A 26,123-nucleotide genomic window follows, 5' to 3' on the forward strand; every position below is an offset into this window, starting at 1 on the left:
ATTGTAAGTGTTTTTAACTTTTTAAGGGCACAAAAAAGCCCACCATTTTGGCGGGCTTTTTGTATCCGGGATAATCCTGATTAGATCAGGAAGTCATCCATAGATGCGCCTTTGTCCAGCTCTGCCTTGAATACTTTAGGCATGCGGCCCTGGCCAGTCCAGGTGATGGTTTCACCAGCAACTTCAATTTTGTACTTGGCTGGGCGAGGAGCACGCTTCTTTGGCGCCGCTTTGGTACCGGCAGCGCCACCCAGGTCGTCCAGAGACAGACCAACTTCAGCCATTTGCTTACGGATTTCTTCAATCTTGGCAATACGATCTGCCATTGCTGCTTGTTCCTCTTCAGCAGCGGCTTCACGCTCTTCAATGATTTTGTTCAGCTTAGCGGCCAGATCCTGCAGCTCTTCCAAAGACAGCTCTTTAACAGCAGCTTTAAAACGGCGGGCATGGGTCAATACTTCAAGGAATTCGCTCATAACTTTATGTTCCGAGTTAATTAAACTAAGTTAAAATTTTATGTCTGCAGGAATAATAGAAACTAATAGCTCGTGAATCAAATAAAAATTGATTTTTTAAAAGCTATTTTTGCATACATTAATAAGAATTCAGTATTAGCAGGCTAATTTTAACGCTAATTGCCTGGGTTTAATCCTCAAATAAGCCTAACAAAGGTGGTGCCCGCCTATCAAAAATGAAGACAAAAGGGATAGATGTGGTACCTAAGTGCTTTATTGGCGGTTAGGGGGAGTGGCGTGTTCAGCTTATATAAAAGCCTTTCTATATAATGTGTAGTTGAAGAATTATCCCGCAGCTTGAGTTTACCTTACTGTCTTGTTTCCACTTTCCGCCCTCGATTTATAAGCGGCAAATCCAGTGGGGCTTACCTCTGTTTATTGCATGTTTATCCTGCTACTCCCGTGTCTGACGAAGGGGAGCAATCGCGACTATAATAAGTCAAACGCGTCTAGTTGACGTAAACGTAAACAATAAGTAAAGTGGCGTAACATCTGTGCTGGTGCGCCAGTGCAACCGTAAAAGCAAGCGTTCGTATGTTTGCTTTTTACAGTGAAATAAGAGGCCTAGGAAGGAAACCCATGAAAGTATTGGTGCCGGTAAAACGTGTCGTAGATGCCAATGTCAAAGTTCGGGTTAAGTCTGATCAATCCGATGTTGAGACAGCTAACCTGAAAATGGCGTTGAACCCATTTTGTGAAATTGCAGTAGAAGAAGCGGTCCGACTGAAAGAAGCCGGTATCGCCACTGAAGTTGTAGTAGTGACTGTGGGCAACAAGTCTGCTCAGGAGCAACTGCGTACCTCTATGGCACTGGGTGCCGACCGCGGTATTCAGGTTGAAACCGATGCAGCGCTGGAGCCACTGTCTATTGCCAAACTGCTGAAAGCCGTTCAGGACAAAGAGCAGGCGGGTTTGATTATCCTGGGCAAGCAGTCCATCGATGGAGATAACAACCAGACGGGCCAGATGTTGGCAGCTTTGATGGATGCTCCTCAGGCGACCTTCGCCTCTGAAGTGAAAGTGGAAGGCGACAAGCTGACCGTTACCCGTGAAGTGGATGGTGGTCTGCAAACTCTGTCCATGCCTTTGCCAGCTGTCGTAACTGCGGATCTGCGCTTGAACGAACCTCGTTATGCCAAACTGCCGGATATTATGAAGGCTAAGCGTAAGCCGCTGGATGTGCTGACCGTGGAAGAGCTGGGTGTGACCCTCAAGTCCCACCAGAAAGTGCTTAAGGTGACCCCTCCTGCAGCCCGTGAAGCCGGTGTGATGCTGGACTCGGTGGAAGCTCTGGTTGAGAAGTTGAAGAACGAAGCGAAGGTGATCTAAATGACGATTCTAGTAATTGCAGAGCATGATAATGCCAGCCTTAAGCCTGAAACTGCCAAAGTCATTAACGCTGCGTCACAAATCGGTGGCGATATTCATCTGCTGGTTGCCGGCAGTGATTGTGCTGCGGTAGCCGAGGAAGCCAAGACCCTGAGCGGTGTGGCTAAAGTCCTGCTGGCTGACAACGCGGTATACAGTGCCCATCTGGCGCAAAACCTGTCCAAGCTGGTGGTCGAGGTCGCCGGTGATTACAGCCATATTCTGGCCCCTGCAAGCAGCCAGGGCAAAGACCTGTTGCCACGTGTAGCGGCTCTGTTGGATGTTGCTCAGCTGTCTGATGTTGTTGAAGTGGTTGATGCCGACACCTTTGTGCGTCCTGTTTACGCGGGTAACGCTATGGCTACTGTTCAGAGCCTGGATGACAAGAAAGTGATGACAGTTCGTCCGAGCGCATTTGATGCCGCAGGCAACGACGGCGCTGCTGAGCTTGTTGCTGTTGGCAGTGTTCATGAGGCTTCCACTGAGTTTGTGTCTCAAGCCCTGACTGAATCAGAGCGTCCTGAACTGGGCAGTGCCGGTGTGATTATTTCCGGTGGCCGGGGTATGGGCAGTGGCGAGAATTTTGAACTGCTGGAAGCTCTGGCAGATAAGATGGGGGCAGCTGTTGGTGCTTCCCGTGCCGCTGTTGACGCAGGCTTTGTACCGAATGACCTGCAGGTTGGTCAGACAGGTAAGATTGTTGCGCCTGAGCTGTATATCGCCGTGGGGATTTCCGGCGCAATCCAACACCTGGCAGGTATGAAGGATTCCAAGGTGATCGTGGCGATCAACAAGGACCCTGATGCGCCTATCTTCCAGGTGGCAGATTACGGCCTGACAGCTGACCTGTTTGAGGCTGTGCCTGCACTGACCAAGTTGATTTAATCTGTGAACTCGGTCACGATAAGCGGCTTTGGGATTACAATATCCCGGCCGCTTATGGTTTTATCTCATTCACGCCTGAAATCCAGGTGTTCTTAAGTAGAGGAGCGTTAACTATCAGTACCGATTGCTAGGGTGATGCCTGTAATCTTTCGGGAAAGGAGTTAACGCCGAAGTGATTGAGCATATCGCGGCCAGTCGCTGGGGCTGTTTCCGAAAGGAGCAGCACTGCCATAGTATTTCCCACCGGGATGATGGGAAGAAGTTACTATGGAGCGCTACTGACAGGACAGGTGCTCTTCATTCCGCGTACTTTCTGTACGTGGCCGTGACTTATCCCATTCCTTCAGTGTTCTCCATTCGTCGTATTCAACAACGAAAGAAAATATAACAATTATGACAGTCATCAGTTATGCCGATTCGGCGTTATCTTTGTTGCCGCCTGTGGTAGCTATCGTACTGGCGATATTAACGCGCCGGGTATTGTTGTCTCTTGGAGTGGGTATTTTATTGGGCAGCCTGTTGCTGACTGATTTTAATGTCGCTAACACTGCATCCTATTTAGGCGACCGTGCCGTAAAACTGTTTTGGGCCGATGGCGCACTGAACAGCTGGAACGTCTATATTCTCGGATTCCTTGTACTGCTGGGCATGATCACCGCGCTGATCACCGTCAGTGGTGCCGCCCGCGCGTTTGCTGAGTGGGCTCGTCAGCGTATTCGCTGTAAACGTGATGCCAAGCTGCTGACTATTTTCCTGGGTTGTGTTGTCTTTATTGATGACTATTTCAACTCTCTGGTTGTGGGCAGTGTAAGCCGTCCTTTGACCGACAGATACTATATCTCCCGTGCCAAGTTGGCCTATTTGCTGGATTCCACCGCAGCGCCTGTATGCGTGATCTCACCGGTATCAAGCTGGGGTGCATACATCATTGCCTTGATTGGTGGCATTCTGGCGACCCATGGCATGAGTGAAATGGGTCACCTGAATGTGTTCATCGAAATGATTCCGATGAACTTCTATGCCATTTTCGCACTCTTGCTGCTGATCTGTGTGGCGCTGTTTGGACTGGATGTGGGGCCAATGCGTACCCATGAGCAGAACGCTCAGAAGGGTGAGTTGTGGGACCCTGCCAAAACGCCTCCGGGGGCTGATGCAGATTTGCCGGAAGCTGACACAGGTAAGATTGCCGGGCTCTTCCTGCCAATCGGTACTCTGGTCGTTGCCACTGTGTACTTTATGGTGTCAAGCGGTGCGGCTGTGTTGGAAGAGAAAGGCCTGGCTTTTGACCTGATTAAAGCGTTTGAAAATACCAACGTCAGTGAGTCACTGTTCTTTGGTGCCCTGGTGGGCCTGGCCATGACCCTGGCTATGGTGCTCAAGCAGGGTGTTGAGAAAAAACTGATCCTGCAGGGCATTACCGCCGGCGCCAAATCCATGCTGCCTGCTATCTGGATCCTGCTGTTTGCCTGGACCATAGCCGCAGTGATTGGCCAATTGGAAACCGGTAAGTTTATGGCCAGTCTGGCCACCGGCAATATCCCATTCGCACTCCTTCCTGCGGTTATGTTTATTCTGGCTGGTCTGACTGCGTTTGCGACCGGAACCAGTTGGGGTACCTTCGGCATTATGTTGCCTATTGCTGCAGATATGGCCATGGGTAGTCACTCCGCCATGATGCTGCCAATGTTGGCTTCTGTTCTGGCCGGTGCAGTATTTGGTGACCACTGCTCACCTATTTCAGATACCACGATTCTGTCCTCTACCGGTGCCAGCTGCCCACATATCGACCATGTGGTCACCCAGCTGCCATACGCTGTGATTGTTGCTCTGCTGAGTTTGGCCGGTTATGTCGTGATGGGCTTTACCGAGTCGGTATTGGCGGGTCTGGCAACCTGTAGCGTGCTGTTTGTCTTGAGTGTTATTTACCTCAAGATAAAAGCGGGCAGTCGTTGATAGCAACGCAAAACTGACTTTACAGCGCGGCCGGAGTGCCGCGCTTTTTTATAGGTGTACGCGGCAGGCTGGAATGGTAATATTCGCCGGTACATTTAATTGGGGACCTGATTTTGGCGCAGCTTTATTTCTACTACTCGGCGATGAATGCCGGTAAGTCGACTTCTTTATTGCAGTCATCCTATAACTACCGTGAACGCGGTATGAATACGCTGGTGATGACAGCTTCTATCGATGACAGATATGGCGTAGGCAAAGTCGCATCCCGGATCGGTATCGAATCTGATGCTCAGGTTTTTGGTGCAAGTGACAATCTGGTCGACATGATAGCCAGCTCCCATGCCGCACAAACTTTGCATTGTGTACTGGTGGACGAATGTCAGTTCCTCAGCAAAGAGCAGGTTAAGCAACTGGCCTATGTGGTGGATAAGATGGACATTCCGGTGCTTTGCTATGGTTTGCGCACTGATTTCCAGGGCGAGCTCTTCCTGGGCAGCCAATATCTGCTGGCCTGGGCTGATAAGTTGGTTGAATTGAAAACCATCTGTCACTGTGGCCGTAAAGCCAATATGGTGCTGCGTCTGGATGGCAACGGTAATGCCATGAAAGAGGGCGAGCAGGTCGCTATCGGTGGCAATGAAAGCTATGAATCAGTGTGCCGCAATCACTTTCGTGAAGCGCTCTGGGATTAATACCGATCCGCCGATTTAACAAAAGGAGACCTGAGGTCTCCTTTTTGTTTACTGACAATTAGGTGAAGCCTTGCATCTACTATTGATGGGGAGACGGCGGATGTGCGCGGGCCCGCAGATATCCCGTTATCAATGAACAGTCGAGAGATTAACCCAACACATCTAGCTGGGCATATTTGAACTGAAAGACACTGCTCAGGTGTCAGCGAATCGACTGGATATTTCGGTACATTCCACATATCCCTATCTTCAGGAGTTGAAAGCCTGCCTGTATCATTGGGTTCAAAAAGTTTCATTTAAACTGCATGTTAGCGTTGAACGCTGCAAAAGCTTGCCTCTATTCTGAGCAAGGTTTTTCTCTAACCGCTTGAATTAATCTCTTATTTGAACAGGAGGCTGGAGTCTGTCCCTGCGCAGAGTCGGCTACCTGCTCTCTGAAGATGACAACTGCTTGGGATTCAAACGGTTGACCTTGCCAGTCTGAGTGATTAGCTTGTTTGCCTTTGTTTAGCGTTTTATTTCAGTATATGACGGCTGCTTGGTGATAACTGCTGGAGGCAAGGTGTCATTGGAGGGGAGTTATGGAACTGACGGCGTCAGAACATTTCATTAAAGAACTCTATTGCCGTGCCGGAGAGTCTGAGCCAACAGCTTTTCGTGACTGGGCCCTGGCGGAATTTGCCCGGGTCTGTGATGCTGACGCCGGATTGTGGGGAACCGGTAGCTATGAAACCTATGAGTTCCATTGTTGCCATGTTTTTGGGCTGGATGAAGACTATGGTGCCAAGCTCAGAAACAGCCTGATATACAACCCGATGGCGAAAATGGTGATGAAGAAACTGAACACCAGTATCGTCATGAGTGAGCTACTGTCTGATGATGAGTTCTTTGCTTCTGAGCTCTATCAGTTGTTGTTTAAGCCCTATAACATCAGCCGCATTATTGCGACGGCTTATAAAGAAAAAGCCAGCGAGTTGTATTCACTGGTCAGTTTATACCGCTTTGATCCAGAGCGGGATTTCACAGAAGCTGAAAGGCAACTGATTAACAGGTTGATTCAACATCTGGTGTTCGCCGGTGATCATAATTATAAATTGAGCTTACCGTCTCAGGGAGACGCAGGGGCCTTTGCGATCTGTGATTATTATGGTTTTTATCGTCACGTCTCTGACGGGTTTCGACGGTTTCTGGATGCTCTTGGGACTGAGCTCAGTATTACTGACGAGAACTACTTTCCTTTTCAGATCCGCGGTGATGAGGACATTAAGTCAGACTCAGTGGTATTCAGGGTTAGTCAGGTTGATCGACTGTACAAGATTGAAGCCCGCGTCCCGGGACCTCTGGATAAGCTGACCGCCAGAGAGCTGGAAATTGCCTCCTGGTTGGAGAAGGGGATGACCTTTAAACAAGCTGCCAAAGCGCTGCAACTGTCTCCATCCACTGTCTCCAATCATCTGTATCGTATTTATCAGAAACTGGGGATCTCCAGCCGCAGTGAGCTAATTGCCTTACTGAACGCCAATGACAGTAAATCCTGAATGATGACTGGGAAGGCAGGGACACCTGATGGTGCCCCTGAGTGCTCAGTGGATAATAATGTTGAAGGTCTCCCAGGCCTGCATATGATGGCTGCCAGCGCTCACCTTTTTCGGGCCATTAGCGTCGGCCATCATATATTTCCCATGGGTACTTTGTAGCGAGATACTGTCACCATACTGTAGGCAGCCGCTGCGAGTGTGGTTGTGCAGGGTGAACTTTTCCCACTCAGCCAGTCGTTTTCCATCGGCCAGCAGATCCCCCTGACTGCGGGCGCTGAAGAAATGCCCTTTGTCAGTGCGCAAACTGATGCGGTCACCGCTGCGAACACAGTTTGACAGGTTGTCCGGCTCCAGAGTTCGCAACTGGAATCGCTCCCACTTCAACATATGCCCCTGGTTGGCAAACACAGGGCCCCCGCCGGCCTGATCTGCCGAGACATAGGTGCCATGGCTGCTGAGCAGGGAGATCTGAGAGTGTTTCAGTTTTTCTTCTATCAGCGTCAGCCCAAAGGTTTCCCAGGCGTTGATCGCGCCCCACTTGGCAACCGCCTGACCCGTGGGTTCAGCTGCGACAAATTTCTGGCTGGAGGGATGATACAGGGCGATGGCGTCTGTGCTCTGCCAGCAACCGGCGGGGTTTGACAGGTTAACCAGCCTGAACTGCTCCCAGGCTCTGAAGTGTGGCCGATTAGCATCTAGATCGCCGTTGCCTGGGGCGCTGATATAGTGGCCGTTGCCGGTTCTCAGACCGATCAAATCACCGTGGCGGATACATTGGTTTGCCTGCGTGACAGAGAATGCTTCCTCGAATCTGACCACGCCAAAGATCTCCCAGCTGTCAATGGCCTGGCCATTAGCGTCCAGCCCCTGACCGCCATTATTGACCGCCGACAAATACTGACCGTGGCTACTGCTGAGGGCAACCTGATTCCTCACGTTGGCGACGAAGAAATCTTTTGAGTAGCCTTCATAATAGTGTTGCATCACCGCGTCCCGCCAATGACCTTTATGGACAATCCGATACATGCCTGTGGGAGTTTGATTGTCCGGCGTCCACTTCACCTCGGCGAAGGAACACTGGACGCACAGAGGATTGGGATCCTTGTACCAGACAAAGGTTGTGTCTATATCATTATCTGTGCGGTAGGTTTGCCACTCCCCGTTATGCCAGCGTTGTACCTCCAGAAAGGAGTTTTGGGTCATATAGTGATTGTTGGGGGTACCGGCACGGAATTTGACCCAGACTTCATCATTGACCAGATAGCCATCATTGGCATCCTGATGAACCTGGCCGAAGTGCTCGAAGGGCGGCAGCAGATCCACCAAAGGCGGTGTGACCAGCAGGCGTTGATGCAGGGACAAATCCGGTGGCGTCGGTCCGGCATTGACTCGTCTGCCACTGACCAGCGCATCGGCAAGTTCGCTGTATATCTGCATGTAGGCAGAGGCCGTATTGGGGCCAAAAATAGTATGGGCACCTTCGTATCTCTGCGCCTGATACTCCTCTGGCGTAGTGATGTAACCATGGTAGGCATTAGCCAGCCCGGCGATGACGACATGCTCAACCCCTATGCTGCTGAGTTGGTCCAGCAACTGACTCTCCAGCCGCCTGCCTGCCATGGTACTCATTTCACCGGCGACCGACACAATGGCCAGCTCACCAAGGGTGAACAGCTGGAACGGAATATAAGAGGTATAGAGATCTCCAAGGTGGGTGTTGTTGGCGACAAACCCAGGTTTGGGATACTGACAAATTTTCCGGCTGATCTGACGAAAGCTGATGGGGGCAAACCAGTGTAGTCCCGGTAGTGCAAATCCGACCGAGGTCGCCAGACTCATGCCTTCCCAGGTGCCGAGTGTTGCCGCATAGCCGTCATGCCATGAGCCCGCCAGAAAGGACAGGCCAAACTCTCCTTCACAGATGCGTGCCGCCTGCTGTTCGTAACCAAACTCCTCGGTGACTGAGTATTCGGGCAGATAGACATACTGGTGCCGAATCTGCAATTCATTACTGAGTGTGACGTTGGCATCCCGGTAGAGCTGTTGGGCTTTTTCAAACTGTTTGGTTGCCGACAACAGGGCGCTTTCGGCTTCGGTATAGCGACAACCATTGCGTTGTCCGCAGTAATTGGGGGAGATATCCCCCAGAGTACTATTGGCAAAGGCAGCCACAAAGGTCGAATCTTGCTGGTAGTTGCTGCCTTTACTCTTTTCAAAGAGTTGGCTGGCAATACCTTTATTGTCACCACTTATCTGCTGCTGGTGTTTGCCAAAAGAGGTGTTATGTACGCCAAACCAGTTGATACTTCCTATCTCTTCACCACCGTCGCTGACCAGTTTCAGCAAGGTCATGTTCTCATTCACCCGACTGTTGCCATATTGCCCCCTGTCCGGATTCAGGTCATAAGCACCGGGATTACGGTTGACTGCGGTATCAGCCAACTCGCCTTTGTTAAAATAGATTTCTCCCGGCTCACGGGTTTCGATGGCGCGTTTAATCGACTGGAAAATGCCTTCCACAATGGCATCATAATGCGGCTTGTCATATCCCAATGTGCCCGCATTGAGCAGAATATAGTGGTCGAATCCGCCTGGGCCGGTATGGGTGTGGGTAGCGGTGAGCATCACGTTGGCATCATTGAATCGCTCACCATAGGTACGATTGAGCTTTTTCATCACTCCCTGCTTCACGCCCTGAGGCATATTATGCAGATCGGCCGAAACGAAGATCACCATTTCACCGTTGGCGGATGACTCTATAGCGTAGGCCCTAGACCAGAGCCGGGTGTGAATACCCCTGACTTTTTGGGACAGCTCGCCATAGCCCAGCATGGTGGTATCACCCGCCGGGCCGGTAATGTCGTATATGCCGCTGCCCAACTGCCAGTTACCGGCATAGCCGCTGAGGCTGGCGGACATCAGGCCTGCCGTCAGCAGGGTACGGGTGAGTCTCTTTAGGTCCTTCATAATTTTTCTCCCTGGAAGCCCATGGTTCATTGAAGTAATGGGTATAGCAGGCTAACTGGCGAGGGAGATATGGTAAAAATGGCCTACTGATCTTAGTGGGCTGATATTAATAGCATTTATATTGACTACAGAAATCAGGGGGCACGGGGAAAGGCCCCCAAGAGTGAGCTTCAGAGCACTTTAGTCACGGTGGATTGCAGCTCTCCCTGCTTCAACCGGGTGCGCACTGTATCGCCAACTTTGACGCTGGCGGTATGGTCCAGCACCTGTCCTTCGGCATCTGAGGTGATACTGTAACCCCGGCTCAGGGTGGCCAGCGGGCTGACACTCTCCAGCAGGTGAGCACCATTACTCACTCTGCGTTCGGCCTCTTTGAGCCTTTCAGCCATGGCTTGCTGCAGATCATTACTGAGATAACTCAGCCTGTTGCTTTCCAGTTGCAGCCTGTGACTGGGTGACTGATTAGCCAATCTGCCGGCCAGAGACTGCTGTTTCATTGCCATGCCATTGAGTTTGGTTTGCATAGCGGATTGCAGTCTGAGCTGCATCTCATCGAAGCGTTGTGCCAGTTGCTGCAGGGTGCGCACCGGATCTTGCTGTGCCAGTCTGTGCTCCACCAGGCTCTGGCGTCGTTGCGCTTTTAACAGATAGTGGTTCCAGCCGCTCTCCAGCCGGCTGTATGCCACCGCCAGTTTTTGCAGCTTGTTGCCCTTGTCTTTGGACAACAGCTCAGCCCCGGCAGAAGGCGTCGGGGCTCGCACGTCTGCCACATAATCGGCAATGGTGGTATCCACCTCGTGACCTACAGCGCTGACTACAGGCAGGGCAGAGTTATAGATGGCGTGAGCCAGATTATCTGAGTTAAAGCACCAGAGATCTTCCAGAGAACCACCGCCACGGGTTAGCAGCAGCACATCCACTTCCAGTCTGCGGTTGGCCATATCCAGGGCGTTAATAATCGTTTGGGTTGCCGCTTCCCCCTGCACCTGAGCCGGATAAATCACCACTTCAATGGATGGATCACGACGCTCAAGTACATGCAGCACATCACGAATGGCTGCGCCAGTGGGGGAGGTGATCACCCCAATACGCTGAATATTCTCCGGTAGTGGCCGCTTGGTGTCCTGGGTAAACAGCCCCTGAGCAGCCAACTGCATTTTCAGCGCTTCATATTGCTGAGCCAGCATGCCGTCACCGGCGGGCAGCATGGACTCGATGATCAGCTGATAGTCGCCTCTGGGTTCATACACACTGATGGCAGCACGCACCAATACCTGCTGGCCATTGGCAGGGCGAAATGTGACGCTCTGGTTACGCCCCTTGAACATGGCGCAACGAATTTGTGAATGGCTGTCTTTCAGTGTCAGGTACCAGTGACCTGAACCCGGCGCAGCAAAGTTGGAAATTTCACCACTGAGCCAGATCTTACCCAGCTCACCTTCCAACAGTTTTCTCACCTCACCGTTAAGACGGGAGACAGTATAAATATTATTTTTAGGGACTTGCATGGCCTTTCCCGCTAAAACATCCGATTTTTACAATTTTCCATTTACCAAGTGAAAGACGCAAGGTATAATGCCGCCGCAATATTTCACCTTCGTAAATCCATGTAAATGGGGAGATGTTGCCATGCTACGATTAAAAAAAGAAGCTCTTACCTTTGACGATGTTCTACTCGTCCCTGCTCACTCGACCGTTCTCCCTAATACCGCCAATCTCAAAACCCGTCTGACCAAAACCATCGAACTGAACATGCCCCTGGTGTCTGCTGCCATGGACACAGTAACCGAAGCTCGTCTGGCCATTGCAATGGCTCAGGAAGGCGGCGTTGGTTTTATTCACAAGAACATGAGTATTGAGAAACAGGCTGAAGAAGTTCGCCTGGTGAAAATCTACGAAGCCGGTGTGGTGGCGCAGCCAGTAACTGTGACCCCTGAAACCAGTCTGGCTGAGCTGCGTGAACTGACCGCCAAGAACGGCTTTGCCGGTTATCCTGTCGTCAACGCTGCCAACGAGCTGGTGGGTATCATCACTGGTCGTGACGTGCGCTTTAACACTGACTGGACCAAGACAGTGTCCGAGATGATGACTCCAAAAGAGCGTCTGGTGACTGTTAAGGAAGGCACTGCCCGTGAAGAAGTTCAGCGCCTGATGCACGCCAACCGTATCGAGAAGATTCTGGTGGTTGATGACAGCTTCAAGCTGACCGGTCTGATTACTGTAAAAGACTTCGAAAAGGCAGAACGCAAGCCAAACGCCTGTAAAGATGAGTTTGGTCGTCTGCGCGTTGGTGCTGCTGTTGGTGCAGGTGCCGGTAACGAAGAGCGTGTAGATGCGCTGGTTAAAGCCGGTGTCGACGTACTGCTGATCGACTCCTCCCACGGTCACTCAGAAGGTGTGCTGCAACGTATCCGTGAAACCCGTGCCAAGTACCCAGACCTGCAAATTATTGGCGGTAACGTAGCAACTGCCGAAGGTGCCCTGGCGCTGGTTGATGCCGGTGTAAACGCCGTTAAAGTGGGTATTGGTCCTGGTTCTATCTGTACTACCCGTATCGTAACCGGTGTGGGTGTTCCTCAAATCACTGCAGTATCTGATGCGGTTGAAGCCCTGGCAGGTACCGGTGTGCCTGTTATCGCCGATGGCGGTATCCGTTATTCAGGTGACCTGGCTAAAGCGCTGGCAGCAGGTGCTTCCTGTATTATGGCCGGTTCTATGTTTGCCGGTACCGATGAGGCTCCGGGTGAAGTTGAGCTGTATCAGGGTCGTGCTTACAAATCATACCGCGGCATGGGCTCTTTGGGAGCTATGTCACAAGGTTCGTCAGACAGGTACTTCCAAACCGATAATGCAGCAGACAAATTGGTTCCAGAAGGTATCGAAGGTCGCGTACCATATAAGGGCAAGCTGAAAGAGATCATTCACCAGCACATGGGCGGCCTGCGTTCATGTATGGGTCTGACTGGCTGTGCCACTATCGAAGAATTGAACACCAAGGCTGAGTTCGTAAAAGTGACTGCTGCGGGTATGGGCGAATCTCACGTTCACGACGTGACCATCACCAAAGAAGCACCTAACTACCGCAGCCGCGGTTAAGCGATTCGAGGGCGTCCAAATGGACGCCCTTAATAAAAAAGCCTTGTAAAAGGTAACTGATAATATTTGATGAAGGTTTTCCATGAACAACATTCATGAGCACAAGATACTCATCCTTGACTTCGGCTCTCAGTACACCCAACTGATCGCCCGTCGTATCCGCGAAATTGGTGTTTACTGCGAACTGTGGGCGTGGGATGTCACTGAAGAGCAGATCCGTGAGTTTGCCCCTAACGGTATCATTCTGGCCGGCGGCCCTGAGAGTGTGACCGCTGAAGGTTCTCCACGCGCACCTGAGTATGTGTTTACCGCCGGTGTTCCTGTACTGGGCATCTGCTACGGCATGCAGACCATGTCTGAGCAGCTGGGCGGTAAAGTGATTCAGGGCGTGGGCGAAGGCGAATTCGGCTACGCTCAGGTAGAAGTTCTGGCAGAATCTGCACTGTTCAGTCTCATTGAAGACGGCATCAGTGAATCAGGTAACCCACTGTTGGATGTATGGATGAGCCACGGCGACAAAGTTGCCGAAATCCCGGAAGGATTTGTACAGGTTGCCAAGACAGAAACCTGCCCATTCGCAGCCATGGCCAATGAAGAGAAGCGCTTCTATGGCGTGCAGTTCCACCCTGAAGTGACTCACACCCGTCAGGGCCTGCGTATGCTGGAGCACTTCGCGCTGAGCATCTGTGAGTGTGAAGCCAAGTGGCAGCCTGCTTCTATTATTGAAGACGCAGTAGAGCGCATCAAACAGCAGGTAGGCGATCAGGAAGTTATCCTGGGTCTGTCCGGTGGTGTAGATTCCTCTGTAACTGCCATGCTGCTGCACCGCGCCATTGGCGACAAGCTGACCTGTGTATTCGTAGACAATGGTCTGCTGCGCCTGAACGAAGCACAGCAGGTAATGGACATGTTCGGCAACCACTTCGGTTTGAACATCATCCATGTTGACGCTGAAGACCGCTTCCTGGAAGCCCTGAAAGGCGAAAACGATCCAGAAGCCAAGCGTAAGATTATCGGCCGCGTGTTCGTGGAAATCTTCGACGAAGAAGCTTCCAAGCGTGTTAACGCCAAGTGGCTGGCGCAGGGCACCATCTACCCAGATGTGATTGAATCTGCTGGCTCTGCTACCGGTAAAGCCCATGTGATCAAGTCTCACCACAACGTAGGTGGTCTGCCTGAAGATATGGAGCTGGGTCTGGTTGAGCCGCTGCGTGAACTGTTTAAAGATGAAGTTCGCAAAATCGGTCTGGAACTGGGTCTGCCATACGACATGCTGTTCCGTCACCCGTTCCCGGGTCCTGGTCTGGGCGTGCGCGTGCTGGGCGAAATCAAGAAAGAGTACTGTGACCTGCTGCGTCGCGCTGATGCTATCTTCATTGAAGAACTGCACAGGGCTGACCTGTACAACAAGGTTTCTCAGGCATTCACCGTGTTCCTGCCGGTCCGCTCTGTAGGCGTAATGGGCGATGGCCGCAAGTACGACTGGGTTGTGTCCCTGCGTGCCGTTGAAACCATCGACTTTATGACTGCTCACTGGGCGCACCTGCCATATGACTTCCTTGGCCGCGTATCCAACCGCATCATCAACGAAGTTAACGGTATCTCCCGTGTGGTTTACGATATTTCAGGTAAGCCACCTGCGACCATCGAGTGGGAATAATCTTCCATTAGGAAGTGTCTGGTACTAACCGGCAATAAACCACACCTAAGTCCGCGTAATTGCGGACTTTTTTTGTTTTTGGATTGGTGTTTTTTGGCAATGTCTGGCAACGTCAAGCACGGTTTGACCGTGGTATTTTGGTGGGTATGATTCATCGGTAATACCATGGTTCACACCTGATACCATGCTGAGTATTTTTAGTGTTGCATGGTATTAATTTCTCATATCTACCTGTTTATTAATGATTAATTTCTAGTTTTTGATGGGTTTTTCAGCATGGTATCAAAGAACAACTAGAGGCCGATTCATGCTCACCGATACCAAGCTCCGCAATCTCAAACCTAAAGATAAACTTTACAAAGTCAATGACCGTGACGGCCTCTACGTAGCCGTTACAGCAGCAGGCTCTGTCTCTTTTCGATACAACTATTCAATCAATGGAAGACAAGAAACCATTACGTTTGGCAGATATGGCGTTGGAGGAATTACCTTAGCAGAAGCGCGTGAACGTCTTCATGAAGCGAAGAGAATGGTCGTAGATGGGAAATCTCCTGCCAAAGAGAAGGCTCGTGCGAAAGCCAGAACGAAAGGGGCCGAGACGTTTGGTGCATGGGCACAAAAATGGCTACGGGGCTACCAGATGGCCGACTCCACACGAGATATGCGTCGGTCTGTCTATGCACGAGAGCTGGATGGAAAATTTGGTAATCAGAAACTCACAGAGATCACTCATGAAGACCTTAGAGCTCTGACTGACTCGATTGTGGATCGAGGCGCACCAGCCACAGCTGTGCATACGCGTGAGATTGTACTCCAGGTGTATCGCTGGGCGATTGAGCGTGGCCAAAAAGTTGAGAATCCTGCTGACTTGGTCAGGCCTGCAAGCATTGCCCGATTTGAACCAAGAGATCGCACGCTAACACCTGGCGAGATTGGGCTTATGTACCGCTATATGGAAAAGGTCGGTACAACTCCATCGATTCGTGCGGCGGTAAAGTTGCTTTTGCTGACGATGGTGCGCAAAAGCGAACTAACAAATGCAACCTGGAACGAAATTAACTTTAGTGAAGCGCTGTGGACGATCCCCAAAGAACGTATGAAACGTCGCAATCCGCATTTGGTATTTTTGTCACGCCAAGCAATGGACATTCTGATTGCCCTGAAGACATTTGCAGGTGGTTCTGATTACATTCTTCCTTCTCGATATGACTCGGATGCCCCAATGAGCAGTGCGACGATGAATCGCGTACTGGCGTTGACCTATAAGGCGGCACAGAGAGAAGGTCAATCACTAAACAAGTTTGGGCCACATGACCTCCGAAGAACCGCAAGCACTCTGCTCCATGAAGCTGGATACAACACGGATTGGATAGAAAAATGCCTGGCGCACGAACAGAAAGGGGTGAGGGCAGTTTACAACAAAGCTGAATATCGAGATCAACGCGCATCAATGTTGCAGGACTGGGCTGACATGATTGATGAATGGATAGTTTAATAAAAAGTTAGATAGAAAATGAGTGCTAATTAATTTGAGCTAGAAGTTAATCTAGCTCAAATTTAAATTTATAGCTGAATAAGTTAGCCTAGTAATTGATAGTAGATTTTATTTAATTTTTTGTCTGTTAGGCTTGCAACATAATCTTTTGCGAGAACTAAATGGTATACATCTATATCTTTAGTACTATTTATTTTGAATCCGATCATCATATCTAAAGGTAAGAATTTCAAAAACTCAGGAGGGATCGTTATTGTCTTATGTTGATCTCTATAGTATTTCATGTATTCAGTAGTATTTAGTCTTTCATGTTCTATTTTGAATTGTTCATTGATGTGCTCAGGGAAGAGTGTAAGCATCAGCAAAAGCTCGCTCACCATTTTCGAAGCTTTCATGTTTGCAGATAGCACTCTAGGATCTAAGTGTAACTTAGCTACTTGAATTTTATTCCAAACTTCACCCATGTCATTATCTATTTGCCCACTATGAAATATGCAATAATCATCACTCTTGAAAACATCATATTTAGACTTTAGCTTGCTAATTCTCTTAGTGGACTCTAATATAATATCTTCCATTAAGAGCTTGATTATCGAACCCCTTTGTTCTAAAAACTTGCTATATAAGTTATCACCATTTCTCATTCTAAAATCTATTGGTGAGCGATGAAATAATCGACAACCTAATAAATCATGAAGTTGTATAGCACCAAGCTTGATTCCATCTTCTATATCCGACAATAGATAAGATATTTTGTCTGCAGCCCTAACTGCTTGCCCCTCTAAGTGGCTATATCCTCCACATTTTAGATAATTTCTATGCTTGGTATACTTCCATATGTTTTCCTGACTAGGACCTTCTCCTTTGTGACAATATGTGTGTTTTAAAATACAATCACATACTTCTGGAGTTAAATTAAGACCATTATGTGACTCAACAACGCTAAATTGATATGAGCCTTCTAGAAACCTTACTACATCCACACCGTGTTCGTAGTGGTTGAATCCCCCTTTAAACCCTAACATCTTAAACATACGATCTATCGCATGTTCTCCTGCGTGTCCAAAGGGAGTGTGTCCGATATCATGTGCTAAAGATCCAGCTTCAATCAAATCTTTATCTAGACCGAATGCAGCACCTATTGTGGATGCTAATTGCATTACTTCAATACTATGTGCGAGTCTTTGTCTTAGGTGCTCGTCTTCTTCGAGTGGGAAAAGCTGAGTTTTATCAGCAAGTTTTCTAAACCCATTAGACCAAATAATTCTATCTCGGTCTCGTTGGAATTCAATTCGGAAGCCGTCGCTTTTACTCCCGTGCTCTCTATCAGAAGATTCAGAAGCCCACTCACTAGATAATGCATCGTTTTTTAATTTTATTTCTTCTGATGTTCGTCGAATTTCTGATTCCGAACTTAGATCCCAAATTTCAGTTAACTCTTCGAGCTTTGTAACAATTCTTTTTATTTCTTCTTCTGTTTTTATGAAATTGTTTTCTTTTCTAATAATATCAATTGTTTCATCTATATTTTTACCTTCACTCCAGAGTTTAAGGATGTTATTAAAAAGATTAGTATCGCCAACTTGAAAACCTTTCTTATCGGAAGTCCATAGGTTTACTTTGACTGTACAGTCTCTTTGACTGATTGAGCTGGAGAATTTGTCTATTTCGTATATCATAAAATCTGATTTAATATCAGACATTTCCAAAAATATTCTAAATACGCTATTATTGTTTTTTCTAGAGTAAGACCTTATCTCTTTGGGTTTTCTGTTTTCAAAATTTAGAGTTTTGGAGTTTCTAACATTAATTACAAGTAAGTCAGATGATCTCCAAGGTTGATTGCTTGCATTAACACCACTGTTTTTTAGAGCCTCTTCCTCAAAGTATGGGACTATATATTTCATTACGTTTGGCTCGATATATGAAATTTTATGTCCACAATCTTGTAATGATGATATTAGCTCCTCTCTTTCTTCCTCTATTCCTGGTCTTGTTAAACTTTGGGGTATAGAGCAATAAATTAGTGCGCCATCTTTAGCCAATTCTATAGCTCTAGAAATGAATTTCTTAAATTCAGATGGATACCAAGGAGGATCGATCGCAATACAGTCAAATTTCTTTTTCTCATAATTGCTAATTTCTTCATTTACATCATGAACTTGTGCTTTAGAACCATTATTGAATACACTATTAAATAGTGACACGATATCCTTATCTATGTCGAAGAGAGTTACATTCTTACTATATGCAGCAATAGTGGCTGCTAATGTTGGGGTGCCTAAACAAGCAATTTCATGAGTCTGGTGAATATCTAAAATTCTGCAGGCCATGGTTTCTTGAGATTCAAGTGTATACCACCATTGGAAAAAAAGAGGGTTTGCTGCAGGTAATTTGAAAAAAAATTTTGTTTTATATTCGGGAGATATTGGGGAAATACTTACGTCATTTTTTATTAAATTATTGAATGTTTTATAAACATCTTTAGGTTGAGCTCCATCACATAATGGCAGAACCTCTTCAAAGGTATCAATTCCCCGTTGCAGTAAGCTAATAATTTTGTTTTCTAATTTTTTTTCCCATTTTTCTACTTCAGCAGTCTGTATGGTCATATATCTTCCAGATATTAACGTGGTAAACTATAAGGTGCTGATTATAAATAGGTTATAGTGAAAGGTAAATCATGATTAGTTAGTTCGATGTTTGTATGGTTTCCTGAATAGAAGAAGTTGCGTTTCCTTCATGGTGAATAATCATGAAAGGCCTCGCTAAGCTGGATTATTACTTTTTCAAATTTTTCTTTTTCAAGAAAATGTCTTGAAACGTTACTGATTTCTGGTGATATGTTATAGGGTGAATTTTTCACGTATTGTTCCTAGAGCCTTAGAAACGGCCTGGTTTGACAGCTGTTTTCCGGTGATTACCCCCATTCTCAAACCAACTTGATGATTAGACATTCCTTGTTTTTTAAGGGCCAAAATTCGCTTTTTGGTATCTGTTAGTCGAGAGTCGACCATTTTTCGTGCCAATTCACGCAATTCAGCAACATTGGTCGGATCCAACAACGAATCAACCATGAAATGATAAAAGTACTCATCAATCAGCGTATCTCCAGAGTTCGCATTCGGGCGATCTGGGTGAGCAACTTGCCGACGCAGCCTTAATACTTCTTGCTCAAACTGCGCATACGAGCGCTTTGCTTTCTTGTAAGCAGGGTTCCAAGACCCATGATGAAGTTTGGGGCGGTGATTCAGACAGTATGTATGGCTTAGGTCGGGGCTTATTTTTCCAATGTTGTTGCTTGATTCTTGCTCATCACTGTCTATAACTCCATACCTTTCCCAATGACTTATGAACGCTGAAAACTCCGTTGGGGCTCCGCAGAACTTACACAGCCGCGTTTTTCTTTCAGTATTAAAGTAAACATCGGGTTCAAGTCTGGATCTCCTTGGCCTTTTCTCATCACAGCTCAAAAATAACGACTTGAGCATATCTTGGGTTGCTATGAACGTCACATCTTGTTCTTTGAATGCGTCACTATCTAAGAATTCGCGCAGAGAGGAATGTATCTGCCCAGCAGCATATCGAAAGCCTTTCGACTGAACTAAGTCACTGTAGTTGCTGAGTCCTTTGGGTAAGGGGAAATAGGCGAGATGCTCTGCTGGAAGGTGGGTCCGATATTCCGATATAGCTGGGTCAATCAACTCTCTGACCAAGTTTAGAATGTTGTGCTGCTTTGACTCTTTTGAGTAGGGTTGCCATTTTTCGCGGAACATACGGATAGCGTCGGCAACAGTCTCGTCTGAATGCTCCCAAACTGGAATATATAGCGGCCCTAATCTCTTCATCGCTTCTTCTTCGGACTCGAAGTTCATTGCATCCAACCTTTTTGTCCAATGCTTGTTTCAAACCTACAAGAACCTCTTGGCATCATCAACTAAAGAATGAATGAAGAGGAGAGGGTCATGAACCCATCTTTGTCGAACAAAACTCTGATCAATCGAAAGACGTTGCTAAAGATGATTCCTTTATCAGATCGAACCATCTATAACCTCGAACAGCGTGGAGAGTTCCCTCGGCGGATTGTTCTGACAACCCGCAGTGTTGCTTGGGATTTAGCTGAGGTTGAAAACTGGATAGAGGAAAAACGCAGGTCTGCTTTGAAGGCCGTAAGACCTGGTTTTATTTGGTAACCCCTCAGTCACTTTGTCGATGAGAGATGTTATTAACACTCATTCGCGGGTACCAGCCAGTCGCAAGGTTTCCTCGGGTGGGAATTGTAAGGTTCCTATTGAGACGACCGACAGATATGTGGCTATCCAAGAGTCCAGCGCTAAGGATGCAAATGAACTTGGGTTTGTTGCTCGACTTTTAATACAGGCAACCATCCCCCACAGTAAACCAAAATCGAATGAATGGAGCCGTAAGAATGGAAATCTCACGGTGCACATGATGGCACCGTCGTCTGTCGGCTTACCTTATGGTTGTTATGCTCGTTTGCTGTTGGTCTGGTTGACTACGCAGGCAATAAGAAACAAATCCAGGATGGATAAGGGAGTCATTACACAGCAAGAAGCATACAGGATCGAACTGGGGCACTCCCAGAGAGGTTTTATGGCAGAGCTTGGGTTGATAGGAACTGGCGGTAAAGAGGGGTCTATCGGACGTTTGCGTGAACAGATGAACCGGCTTTTTAAAACCACAATCAGCGCCATTATTACCGAATATAGCGAGGAAGGTGGATATGTTACTCAGAATGACGCTGGAGCTAGGGTCACAGATTTTTGCCATATTTGGTGGAGCACAAACCAGCCTGAGCAAAATTCTTTGTGGGGAGCTTGGGTTGAGCTGTCTCCTAAGTTTTTTCAATTAATAACCGACAAGCCAGTGCCATTGGATATGCGAGTGTTGCGTTTAATTAAACGTTCTCCCATAGCCTTGGATATCTATTGTTGGGCGACATATCGGGTCAGCTATTTGAAGAAGGCCACTGTCATCCCTTGGGGGTCTCTGATGGAGCAAATAGGTACTGGTTATCCTAATACTCGACAAGGTTCCAGAGACTTCAGAAAAAGGTTCCTTGATGGGCTGCAGAAGGTTCAATTTGCTTGGCCGGAGTTAAATGCATCACCCAGCGAAAGAGGGTTGCTTTTAAAGCCCTGTTCTCCTCAGGTGCCTAGATTGATGAAGCGAAAGGTTGAATATGAAATTTAATCGATGGTCGCTATCGGGGTCAGGTGTTTTCGATGTTAGTAAGGCTGGGAATTTGGAAAGTTATCCACGCATGTTCTGTCCCGCTTTTGAGGTGATTTGTGCGCATGTTCTGTCCCGGAGTACGCATGTTTTGTCCCGGAAGTGCGCATGTTCTGTCCCGCGGAGTGCTTATAAATTATTTAATAACATGAGGTTACAGAACCCTCCTGTAGTTCTTCCTGTAGTTATACCTATATAAAAATAAATTACCTGTAGTTGAGCGAGTGAAAATGTGGATAACGGGCATTTTCTCTTGGCGTTTAGAGGCTCATTAATGCTTGGGACCGCGAATGGTGAAAGCTTCCAATAGCTCGTTAAAGGTCAGGTTTACACAGCATTAAACAGCTAAATGCGCAGAGATACCGACAAATACTTGAAGAAGCACAAAGGAGTACACAGCTTTCCTAGATAAATCCGTCGTTGAAATACCGGGCAGGATAGGTGAAGTAGGCCCACCAACAAGTTGATGACTCCTACTTCACTGTCACCCTATTCGCACTTCTTGCTCAACGGAATCTTGCTCTGCGAGGCAATCGGCTACCGCCGAAAGGAGAAAGCATGACAGACAAAGTTACTCGAAAATCGAGCCCCCCTATCAAGGTCTATTGCCTGCCTTCGGAGAAGAGAAGTATCGAGCTACAGGCGAAGAAGGCGGGATTAAGTGCAGCTAAATACTTACGAGATGTAGGGCAGGGATATCTGATTACCAGCGTGGTGGACTTTCGTGCAGTGAGAGAGCTCGCACGCATTAATGGAGATTTGGGGCGACTTGGCGGACTGCTGAAGTTGTGGCTTTCAAATGATGCCCGTACTGCGCATTTTGACCACGCAACATTGCGAGCCGTACTGAATATGGTTGAGGAGAATCAGTTAGAGCTGTCATTAGCGATAGCGAATCTTGTTTCACCTCACGGAACTTTAGCGGCTAAATTTTCGAAGGCTAGAAGGTGACTCACTATGAAAAAGGTATTCATTTTAGCGGCTAAAAAAATCGTACTATCGACATCTCTAATTCTTGCACCTATTTCGTCATCTTTTGGAGGCATCCCGGTAATTGATGGCACTAACCTCAGTCAAAACATTCTTAGCACGATTGAAGCTGTCGCTCAGACAGCAAAACAGATCCAGCAGTATCAAACCCAACTACAGCAATACGAAAACATGCTGCAAAATACGTTAGCCCCAGCTGCATTTATCTGGGATCGTGCCAGTTACACCATGAACCAAATGGTGGAAGCGACGAATACGCTGAGGTATTACCAAAACCGACTTGGTAGCTTGGATGCCTACCTGAGTAAGTTTCACAACGTTTCTTATTACAGAAGTTCTCCCTGTTTTAATGGCTCGGGTGGTTGCACACCAACAGAAAAAGCCCTCATTGAAGAAACTCTCCTTCTATCTTCTCGTAGCCAACATGAAGCCAACCAAGCCGTGATTACAGGCGTTAGCTTACAGTTTGACTCGCTTGCAAGGGATGCCGAAAACCTTGAAAGCCTTCAACTCCAAGCTCAAGGTGCGGACGGACAATTGGCTGCTATTCAGTATGCGAATCAATTCGCCAGTAACCAGGCCAATCAGCTTCTGCAAATTCGGAGCTTGATGGCCGCCCAATACAATGCTGTGGCAACAAAGATGCAAGCTGACGCTGATAGGGATGCCAGGCAAGAGGCCGCCCGTGCAAAGCTGTTTGATTTTGGTTCGCCAACTGATCGCTCTCAAAATCGAGGTTTCTAGCCATGAAACGTTACCCGATACTTGTATCTAAGATTGGTTGTGTGTTCGCTGTGCTGATGAGCTTGGCTGGTTGTGAAGAACAGCCACAATCAGCGGATGTCGATTGCAACAATCAAGACAAAACCCAAGAGCAGAGCGAGACTAGAAGCTGTTTATGGGACATGGGTGAACCTACCGATAGAAGCAAAAACAGGGGGTTCTAACTATGTGCAGCAAACAATTGAGATTCTTGCTTCTTCTGGCACTGTCTTTCGTTCCAGGGGGCGCACTCGCTGATATTTCTACCAACGGTGTGCTTGATGAGGTCGCCCATAGATTTTTGACCGAAAGTGCCTCTTGGGCAGAAGTCATCACGGATTATGCCACTTGGCTTTTTTGGACGCTTGGAACCATTTCCCTGGTCTGGACTGGCGGAACATTGGTATTAAAACAAGCAGATATAAGGGAATTCTTCGCGGAATTTGTACGGTTCATCATCACGTTTGGTTTTTTCTTGTGGCTACTGCGCAATGGCCCTGCAATGGCGAACTCTGTCATTGATTCGCTAAGGATGATTGGTGCTGAAGCCGGAGGGTTGCCAAGAGAACTAACACCCTCAGAACCCATCAGCATTGCGTTCGACATCATTATTAAAGCCGCTGAAGCGTACAGCTTTGCAAGCCCTATCGATAACCTTTCTATTTTCCTCATCACTTTAGCCATTTTTGCTTGCATGGCAGTGGTGGCTGCGAACGTCTTACTGGCTTTGATTTCGGCCTGGATTCTCATTTACGCAGGTGTTTTTGTTCTTGGTTTTGGCGGTTCTAATTGGACATCAGACATTGCTATTAACTACTTCAAAACCGTTCTCGCGGTTGCCTTGAAGTTGATGACAATGACGCTGTTGATAGGTATTGCCACATCAATAATGGATGGTTTTTATGCCGAACTATCCAATGACGCCCCCATGGACGAGCTGCTGGTCATTTTTGTTGTCTCCTTGGTGTTATTGCTCCTCATTCACTCAATTCCAAATGTTGTAGCTGGGCTTATTCCCCATGGTGGTTCTGCGGTAAATGCAGGGAGTGTTAGTGTCGGCTCATTTATTAGTGGAGCGTTGGCTGGCGGCTCTATGGTAACGGGTGTTGCAGCGGGAGCAGCTATGAGTGCAATGGGCGGTGCTTCGGCGATTCATGCTGCATTTAAAAGTGCGCAGTCAGCGGCTTCTCAAGGCATTACGGCGAGTTTCGATGCTGGAAACTCATCCGATGGAATGGAACAGTCGGAGTCTTCCGGTTCGGCATTCGCCGAGGCGTCAGGAAGCTCTGAGGCCGGAGGGTTATCACGAGCAGGACAAATCGCTTTAGGTACGGCAGGAAATCTAGTTAAAGGCATGGGATCTATGGCCAAGAGTAGCGTGTCCGGGACGACGGGGGGCCGACTAGCAGATGCAATCAGAAGTAACTCAGCTAAGAGCAATGGTGGTGATGCTGCCGGCTCTTTAAATGACATTCAGGCTGGTGACGAATTCGAAGGAAACAGCATCGGTGAAGCGAGTTGGGTCGACCAGTCGGGTGGTTTTGATTCCCTTTCACCTCAGCAACAAGAGGATGCAAGAGAAGCCCACGGTCAGTGGCAGGCCAGCAACCCCACTCAACAAACATCAGACCTACGAAGCTTTGTTTCGCGTTCCCAGGAGCGGCAAAGAGAACGTAACGAAGAGATTGCCAGCTTTGTTAATCAAGCGCACGTAACCGAGTGATAAGGAGCAGATGATTATGTTCCTGAACTTCCCTCCTCAAAACATCTTCGATTTCATTATTTTTTTCATTTTGATGTTCTTTGTAATGCTCGCTTTTTATCTGTTGGGGCAATGGCTCCACTCAGTATTTGATAAAAGCAAGCTAGAAGGACTAGCTAATAAGCTCACTAGCTGTGGAGACGCCATTGCGGACAAGTCATACAAGGACATGAAACAACTAATCAAGATGGCCAGAAAAGTCAGTTATCGGCCATTTGACAAAGACAAGTAAGCGAAAGTGCAGGCCGATGTTGCAGCATCGGCCTGCGATACCACGTAACACCTAATCAGGAGGTGAAACATGACAACGGCGACTATTACAGAAATCCGTACTGCGATCCATCACGCAGCGACCCAGCTTGCAGGCCTTCCTTACGTTGACCAAGAATCAGCAATAGAACTTGGTGAGGTAACAGAATCTATCGTCAACATGTGCACTTTACTGCGCTATCAGGCCGAGTCAGGGACGTTGAACCCAACAGACTTTAAGCTGGCGACAAGCATCATTGACAGGGCTTTAAGGGGGTGACCTGCTCCTACCCGTCAGTGTTAAATCCAAGTGGTATCTGCGCTGGCGGGTCATCTTAGAACATCTCAGCCCTTAGACTCAGGAAGTGGGTATTGCATATGGTGAGCAAGTCTTTATAGGAATCTAATACATTGTAATGTTTCGTATAAAGTTTGTTCATTTCTGTACAGGTGAGCAGTGAAGGATTAAAATACGGGTCATAAAGATGTTTGAGATAAAGTTATGAACGAATTTGATGTGGCGAAATACATCCTTGATAGAGAGGGTGAAATGTCGGCTATGAAGCTGCAGAAGCTGCTTTATTATTGTCAGGCTTGGTCTATGGTTTGGGATGAGCGAGAGCTGTTCTCCGCAGACTTTGAAGCTTGGGCCAATGGACCTGTATTGTCATCAATTTATGATGTCCACAGAGGTATGTTCAAAGTTAGTGCTGACTTGTTTGACTCTGCTGACTCTTCTAAATTGGATGACGACGCTAAAGATACTATTGAGCAAGTGCTTAAAGTCTACGGAGAGAAAACTGCTCAGTGGTTGAGTAACCTCACTCATGAAGAAGCCCCATGGCTAAATGCTAGAGGGGAGTTGTCTCCGCTGGAGCGTTCCAATACTGTAATTTCAAAAGGCAGCATGCACGAATACTACTCTGGGTTGTAAATAT

The 26,123-nt window shown here is 47.8% G+C and carries 20 protein-coding genes and 1 riboswitch; of the genes, 15 read left to right on the plus strand and 5 right to left on the minus strand.

Annotation, left to right across the window (positions count from 1 at the left end; all coding sequences use genetic code 11):
* Positions 1-80 precede the first annotated feature (80 nt).
* Positions 81-476: an H-NS histone family protein gene (locus L2725_RS04305; protein ID WP_115135092.1), complete on the minus strand. Its 396-nt coding sequence runs from the start codon at positions 474-476 to the stop codon at positions 81-83.
* A gap of 618 nt (positions 477-1,094) precedes the next feature.
* Here L2725_RS04305 and L2725_RS04310 point away from each other — a divergent pair.
* From L2725_RS04310 to L2725_RS04330, 5 genes are all read left to right on the plus strand, one after another.
* A complete protein-coding gene (locus tag L2725_RS04310) occupies positions 1,095-1,844 on the plus strand; it encodes an electron transfer flavoprotein subunit beta/FixA family protein (protein WP_115135090.1) in 750 nt (249 codons plus the stop codon).
* Entirely contained in the window at positions 1,845-2,768 is a 924-nt protein-coding gene (locus L2725_RS04315; protein WP_248934587.1) for an electron transfer flavoprotein subunit alpha/FixB family protein, read from the plus strand.
* Positions 2,769-2,857: 89 nt separating this feature from the next.
* Positions 2,858-3,054, plus strand: a riboswitch (Lysine riboswitch).
* 107 nt (positions 3,055-3,161) lie between these two features.
* Positions 3,162-4,721 carry a Na+/H+ antiporter NhaC family protein gene (locus L2725_RS04320; protein WP_249247792.1) on the plus strand — a complete coding sequence of 520 codons (1,560 nt, stop codon included), beginning with the start codon at positions 3,162-3,164 and terminating at the stop codon, positions 4,719-4,721.
* Between the two features lie 113 nt (positions 4,722-4,834).
* Positions 4,835-5,413 (plus strand): thymidine kinase, encoded by a 579-nt coding sequence (locus L2725_RS04325; RefSeq protein ID WP_248934589.1) that lies wholly within the window; start codon positions 4,835-4,837, stop codon positions 5,411-5,413.
* Positions 5,414-5,994: 581 nt separating this feature from the next.
* Positions 5,995-6,951 (plus strand): helix-turn-helix transcriptional regulator, encoded by a 957-nt coding sequence (locus L2725_RS04330; protein WP_249247793.1) that lies wholly within the window; start codon positions 5,995-5,997, stop codon positions 6,949-6,951.
* 45 nt (positions 6,952-6,996) lie between these two features.
* Here the strand turns inward: L2725_RS04330 and L2725_RS04335 are convergent, their stop codons facing one another.
* Positions 6,997-9,918: a neutral/alkaline non-lysosomal ceramidase N-terminal domain-containing protein gene (locus L2725_RS04335; protein WP_249247794.1), complete on the minus strand. Its 2,922-nt coding sequence runs from the start codon at positions 9,916-9,918 to the stop codon at positions 6,997-6,999.
* Between the two features lie 170 nt (positions 9,919-10,088).
* Positions 10,089-11,426, minus strand: a complete 1,338-nt coding sequence (xseA, locus tag L2725_RS04340) for an exodeoxyribonuclease VII large subunit (protein WP_249247795.1) — start codon at positions 11,424-11,426, stop codon at positions 10,089-10,091.
* Positions 11,427-11,547: 121 nt separating this feature from the next.
* Here xseA and guaB point away from each other — a divergent pair, with 121 nt between their 5' ends.
* From guaB to L2725_RS04355, 3 genes are all read left to right on the plus strand, one after another.
* Positions 11,548-13,014 (plus strand): IMP dehydrogenase, encoded by a 1,467-nt coding sequence (guaB, locus tag L2725_RS04345; protein ID WP_248934591.1) that lies wholly within the window; start codon positions 11,548-11,550, stop codon positions 13,012-13,014.
* 82 nt (positions 13,015-13,096) lie between these two features.
* Complete coding sequence (guaA, locus tag L2725_RS04350; protein WP_249247796.1) at positions 13,097-14,674, plus strand: glutamine-hydrolyzing GMP synthase; 1,578 nt, start codon at positions 13,097-13,099, stop codon at positions 14,672-14,674.
* A gap of 307 nt (positions 14,675-14,981) precedes the next feature.
* Entirely contained in the window at positions 14,982-16,169 is a 1,188-nt protein-coding gene (locus L2725_RS04355; RefSeq protein ID WP_249247797.1) for a tyrosine-type recombinase/integrase, read from the plus strand.
* Between the two features lie 83 nt (positions 16,170-16,252).
* On the opposite strand, the gene dgt is transcribed toward L2725_RS04355, so the two are convergent.
* On the minus strand, positions 16,253-18,781 hold the full coding sequence (dgt, locus tag L2725_RS04360) for a dGTP triphosphohydrolase (RefSeq protein WP_249247799.1): 2,529 nt from the start codon (positions 18,779-18,781) through the stop codon (positions 16,253-16,255).
* Between the two features lie 234 nt (positions 18,782-19,015).
* Positions 19,016-20,044 (minus strand): transcriptional regulator, encoded by a 1,029-nt coding sequence (locus L2725_RS04365; protein ID WP_249247800.1) that lies wholly within the window; start codon positions 20,042-20,044, stop codon positions 19,016-19,018.
* Positions 20,045-20,134: 90 nt separating this feature from the next.
* Here L2725_RS04365 and L2725_RS04370 point away from each other — a divergent pair, with 90 nt between their 5' ends.
* From L2725_RS04370 to L2725_RS04400, 7 genes are all read left to right on the plus strand, one after another.
* Entirely contained in the window at positions 20,135-20,362 is a 228-nt protein-coding gene (locus L2725_RS04370; RefSeq protein WP_249247801.1) for a helix-turn-helix transcriptional regulator, read from the plus strand.
* Positions 20,363-20,480: 118 nt separating this feature from the next.
* Positions 20,481-21,383 carry a replication protein RepA gene (locus tag L2725_RS04375; protein ID WP_249247802.1) on the plus strand — a complete coding sequence of 301 codons (903 nt, stop codon included), beginning with the start codon at positions 20,481-20,483 and terminating at the stop codon, positions 21,381-21,383.
* A 597-nt stretch (positions 21,384-21,980) separates the two neighbouring features.
* Positions 21,981-22,373, plus strand: coding sequence for a conjugal transfer transcriptional regulator TraJ (traJ, locus tag L2725_RS04380; RefSeq protein WP_249247803.1), 393 nt, complete (start codon positions 21,981-21,983; stop codon positions 22,371-22,373).
* Positions 22,374-22,379: 6 nt separating this feature from the next.
* Positions 22,380-23,156 carry a P-type conjugative transfer protein TrbJ gene (trbJ, locus tag L2725_RS04385; protein ID WP_249247804.1) on the plus strand — a complete coding sequence of 259 codons (777 nt, stop codon included), beginning with the start codon at positions 22,380-22,382 and terminating at the stop codon, positions 23,154-23,156.
* 205 nt (positions 23,157-23,361) lie between these two features.
* Positions 23,362-24,897 (plus strand): P-type conjugative transfer protein TrbL, encoded by a 1,536-nt coding sequence (trbL, locus tag L2725_RS04390; RefSeq protein ID WP_249247805.1) that lies wholly within the window; start codon positions 23,362-23,364, stop codon positions 24,895-24,897.
* A 340-nt stretch (positions 24,898-25,237) separates the two neighbouring features.
* Positions 25,238-25,465, plus strand: coding sequence for a type I toxin-antitoxin system ptaRNA1 family toxin (locus tag L2725_RS04395; protein WP_249247806.1), 228 nt, complete (start codon positions 25,238-25,240; stop codon positions 25,463-25,465).
* A 222-nt stretch (positions 25,466-25,687) separates the two neighbouring features.
* Positions 25,688-26,119 (plus strand): Panacea domain-containing protein, encoded by a 432-nt coding sequence (locus tag L2725_RS04400; protein WP_249247807.1) that lies wholly within the window; start codon positions 25,688-25,690, stop codon positions 26,117-26,119.
* Positions 26,120-26,123 lie beyond the last annotated feature (4 nt).

This window comes from Shewanella corallii (assembly GCF_023349125.1).
Classification (GTDB): domain Bacteria; phylum Pseudomonadota; class Gammaproteobacteria; order Enterobacterales; family Shewanellaceae; genus Shewanella; species Shewanella corallii.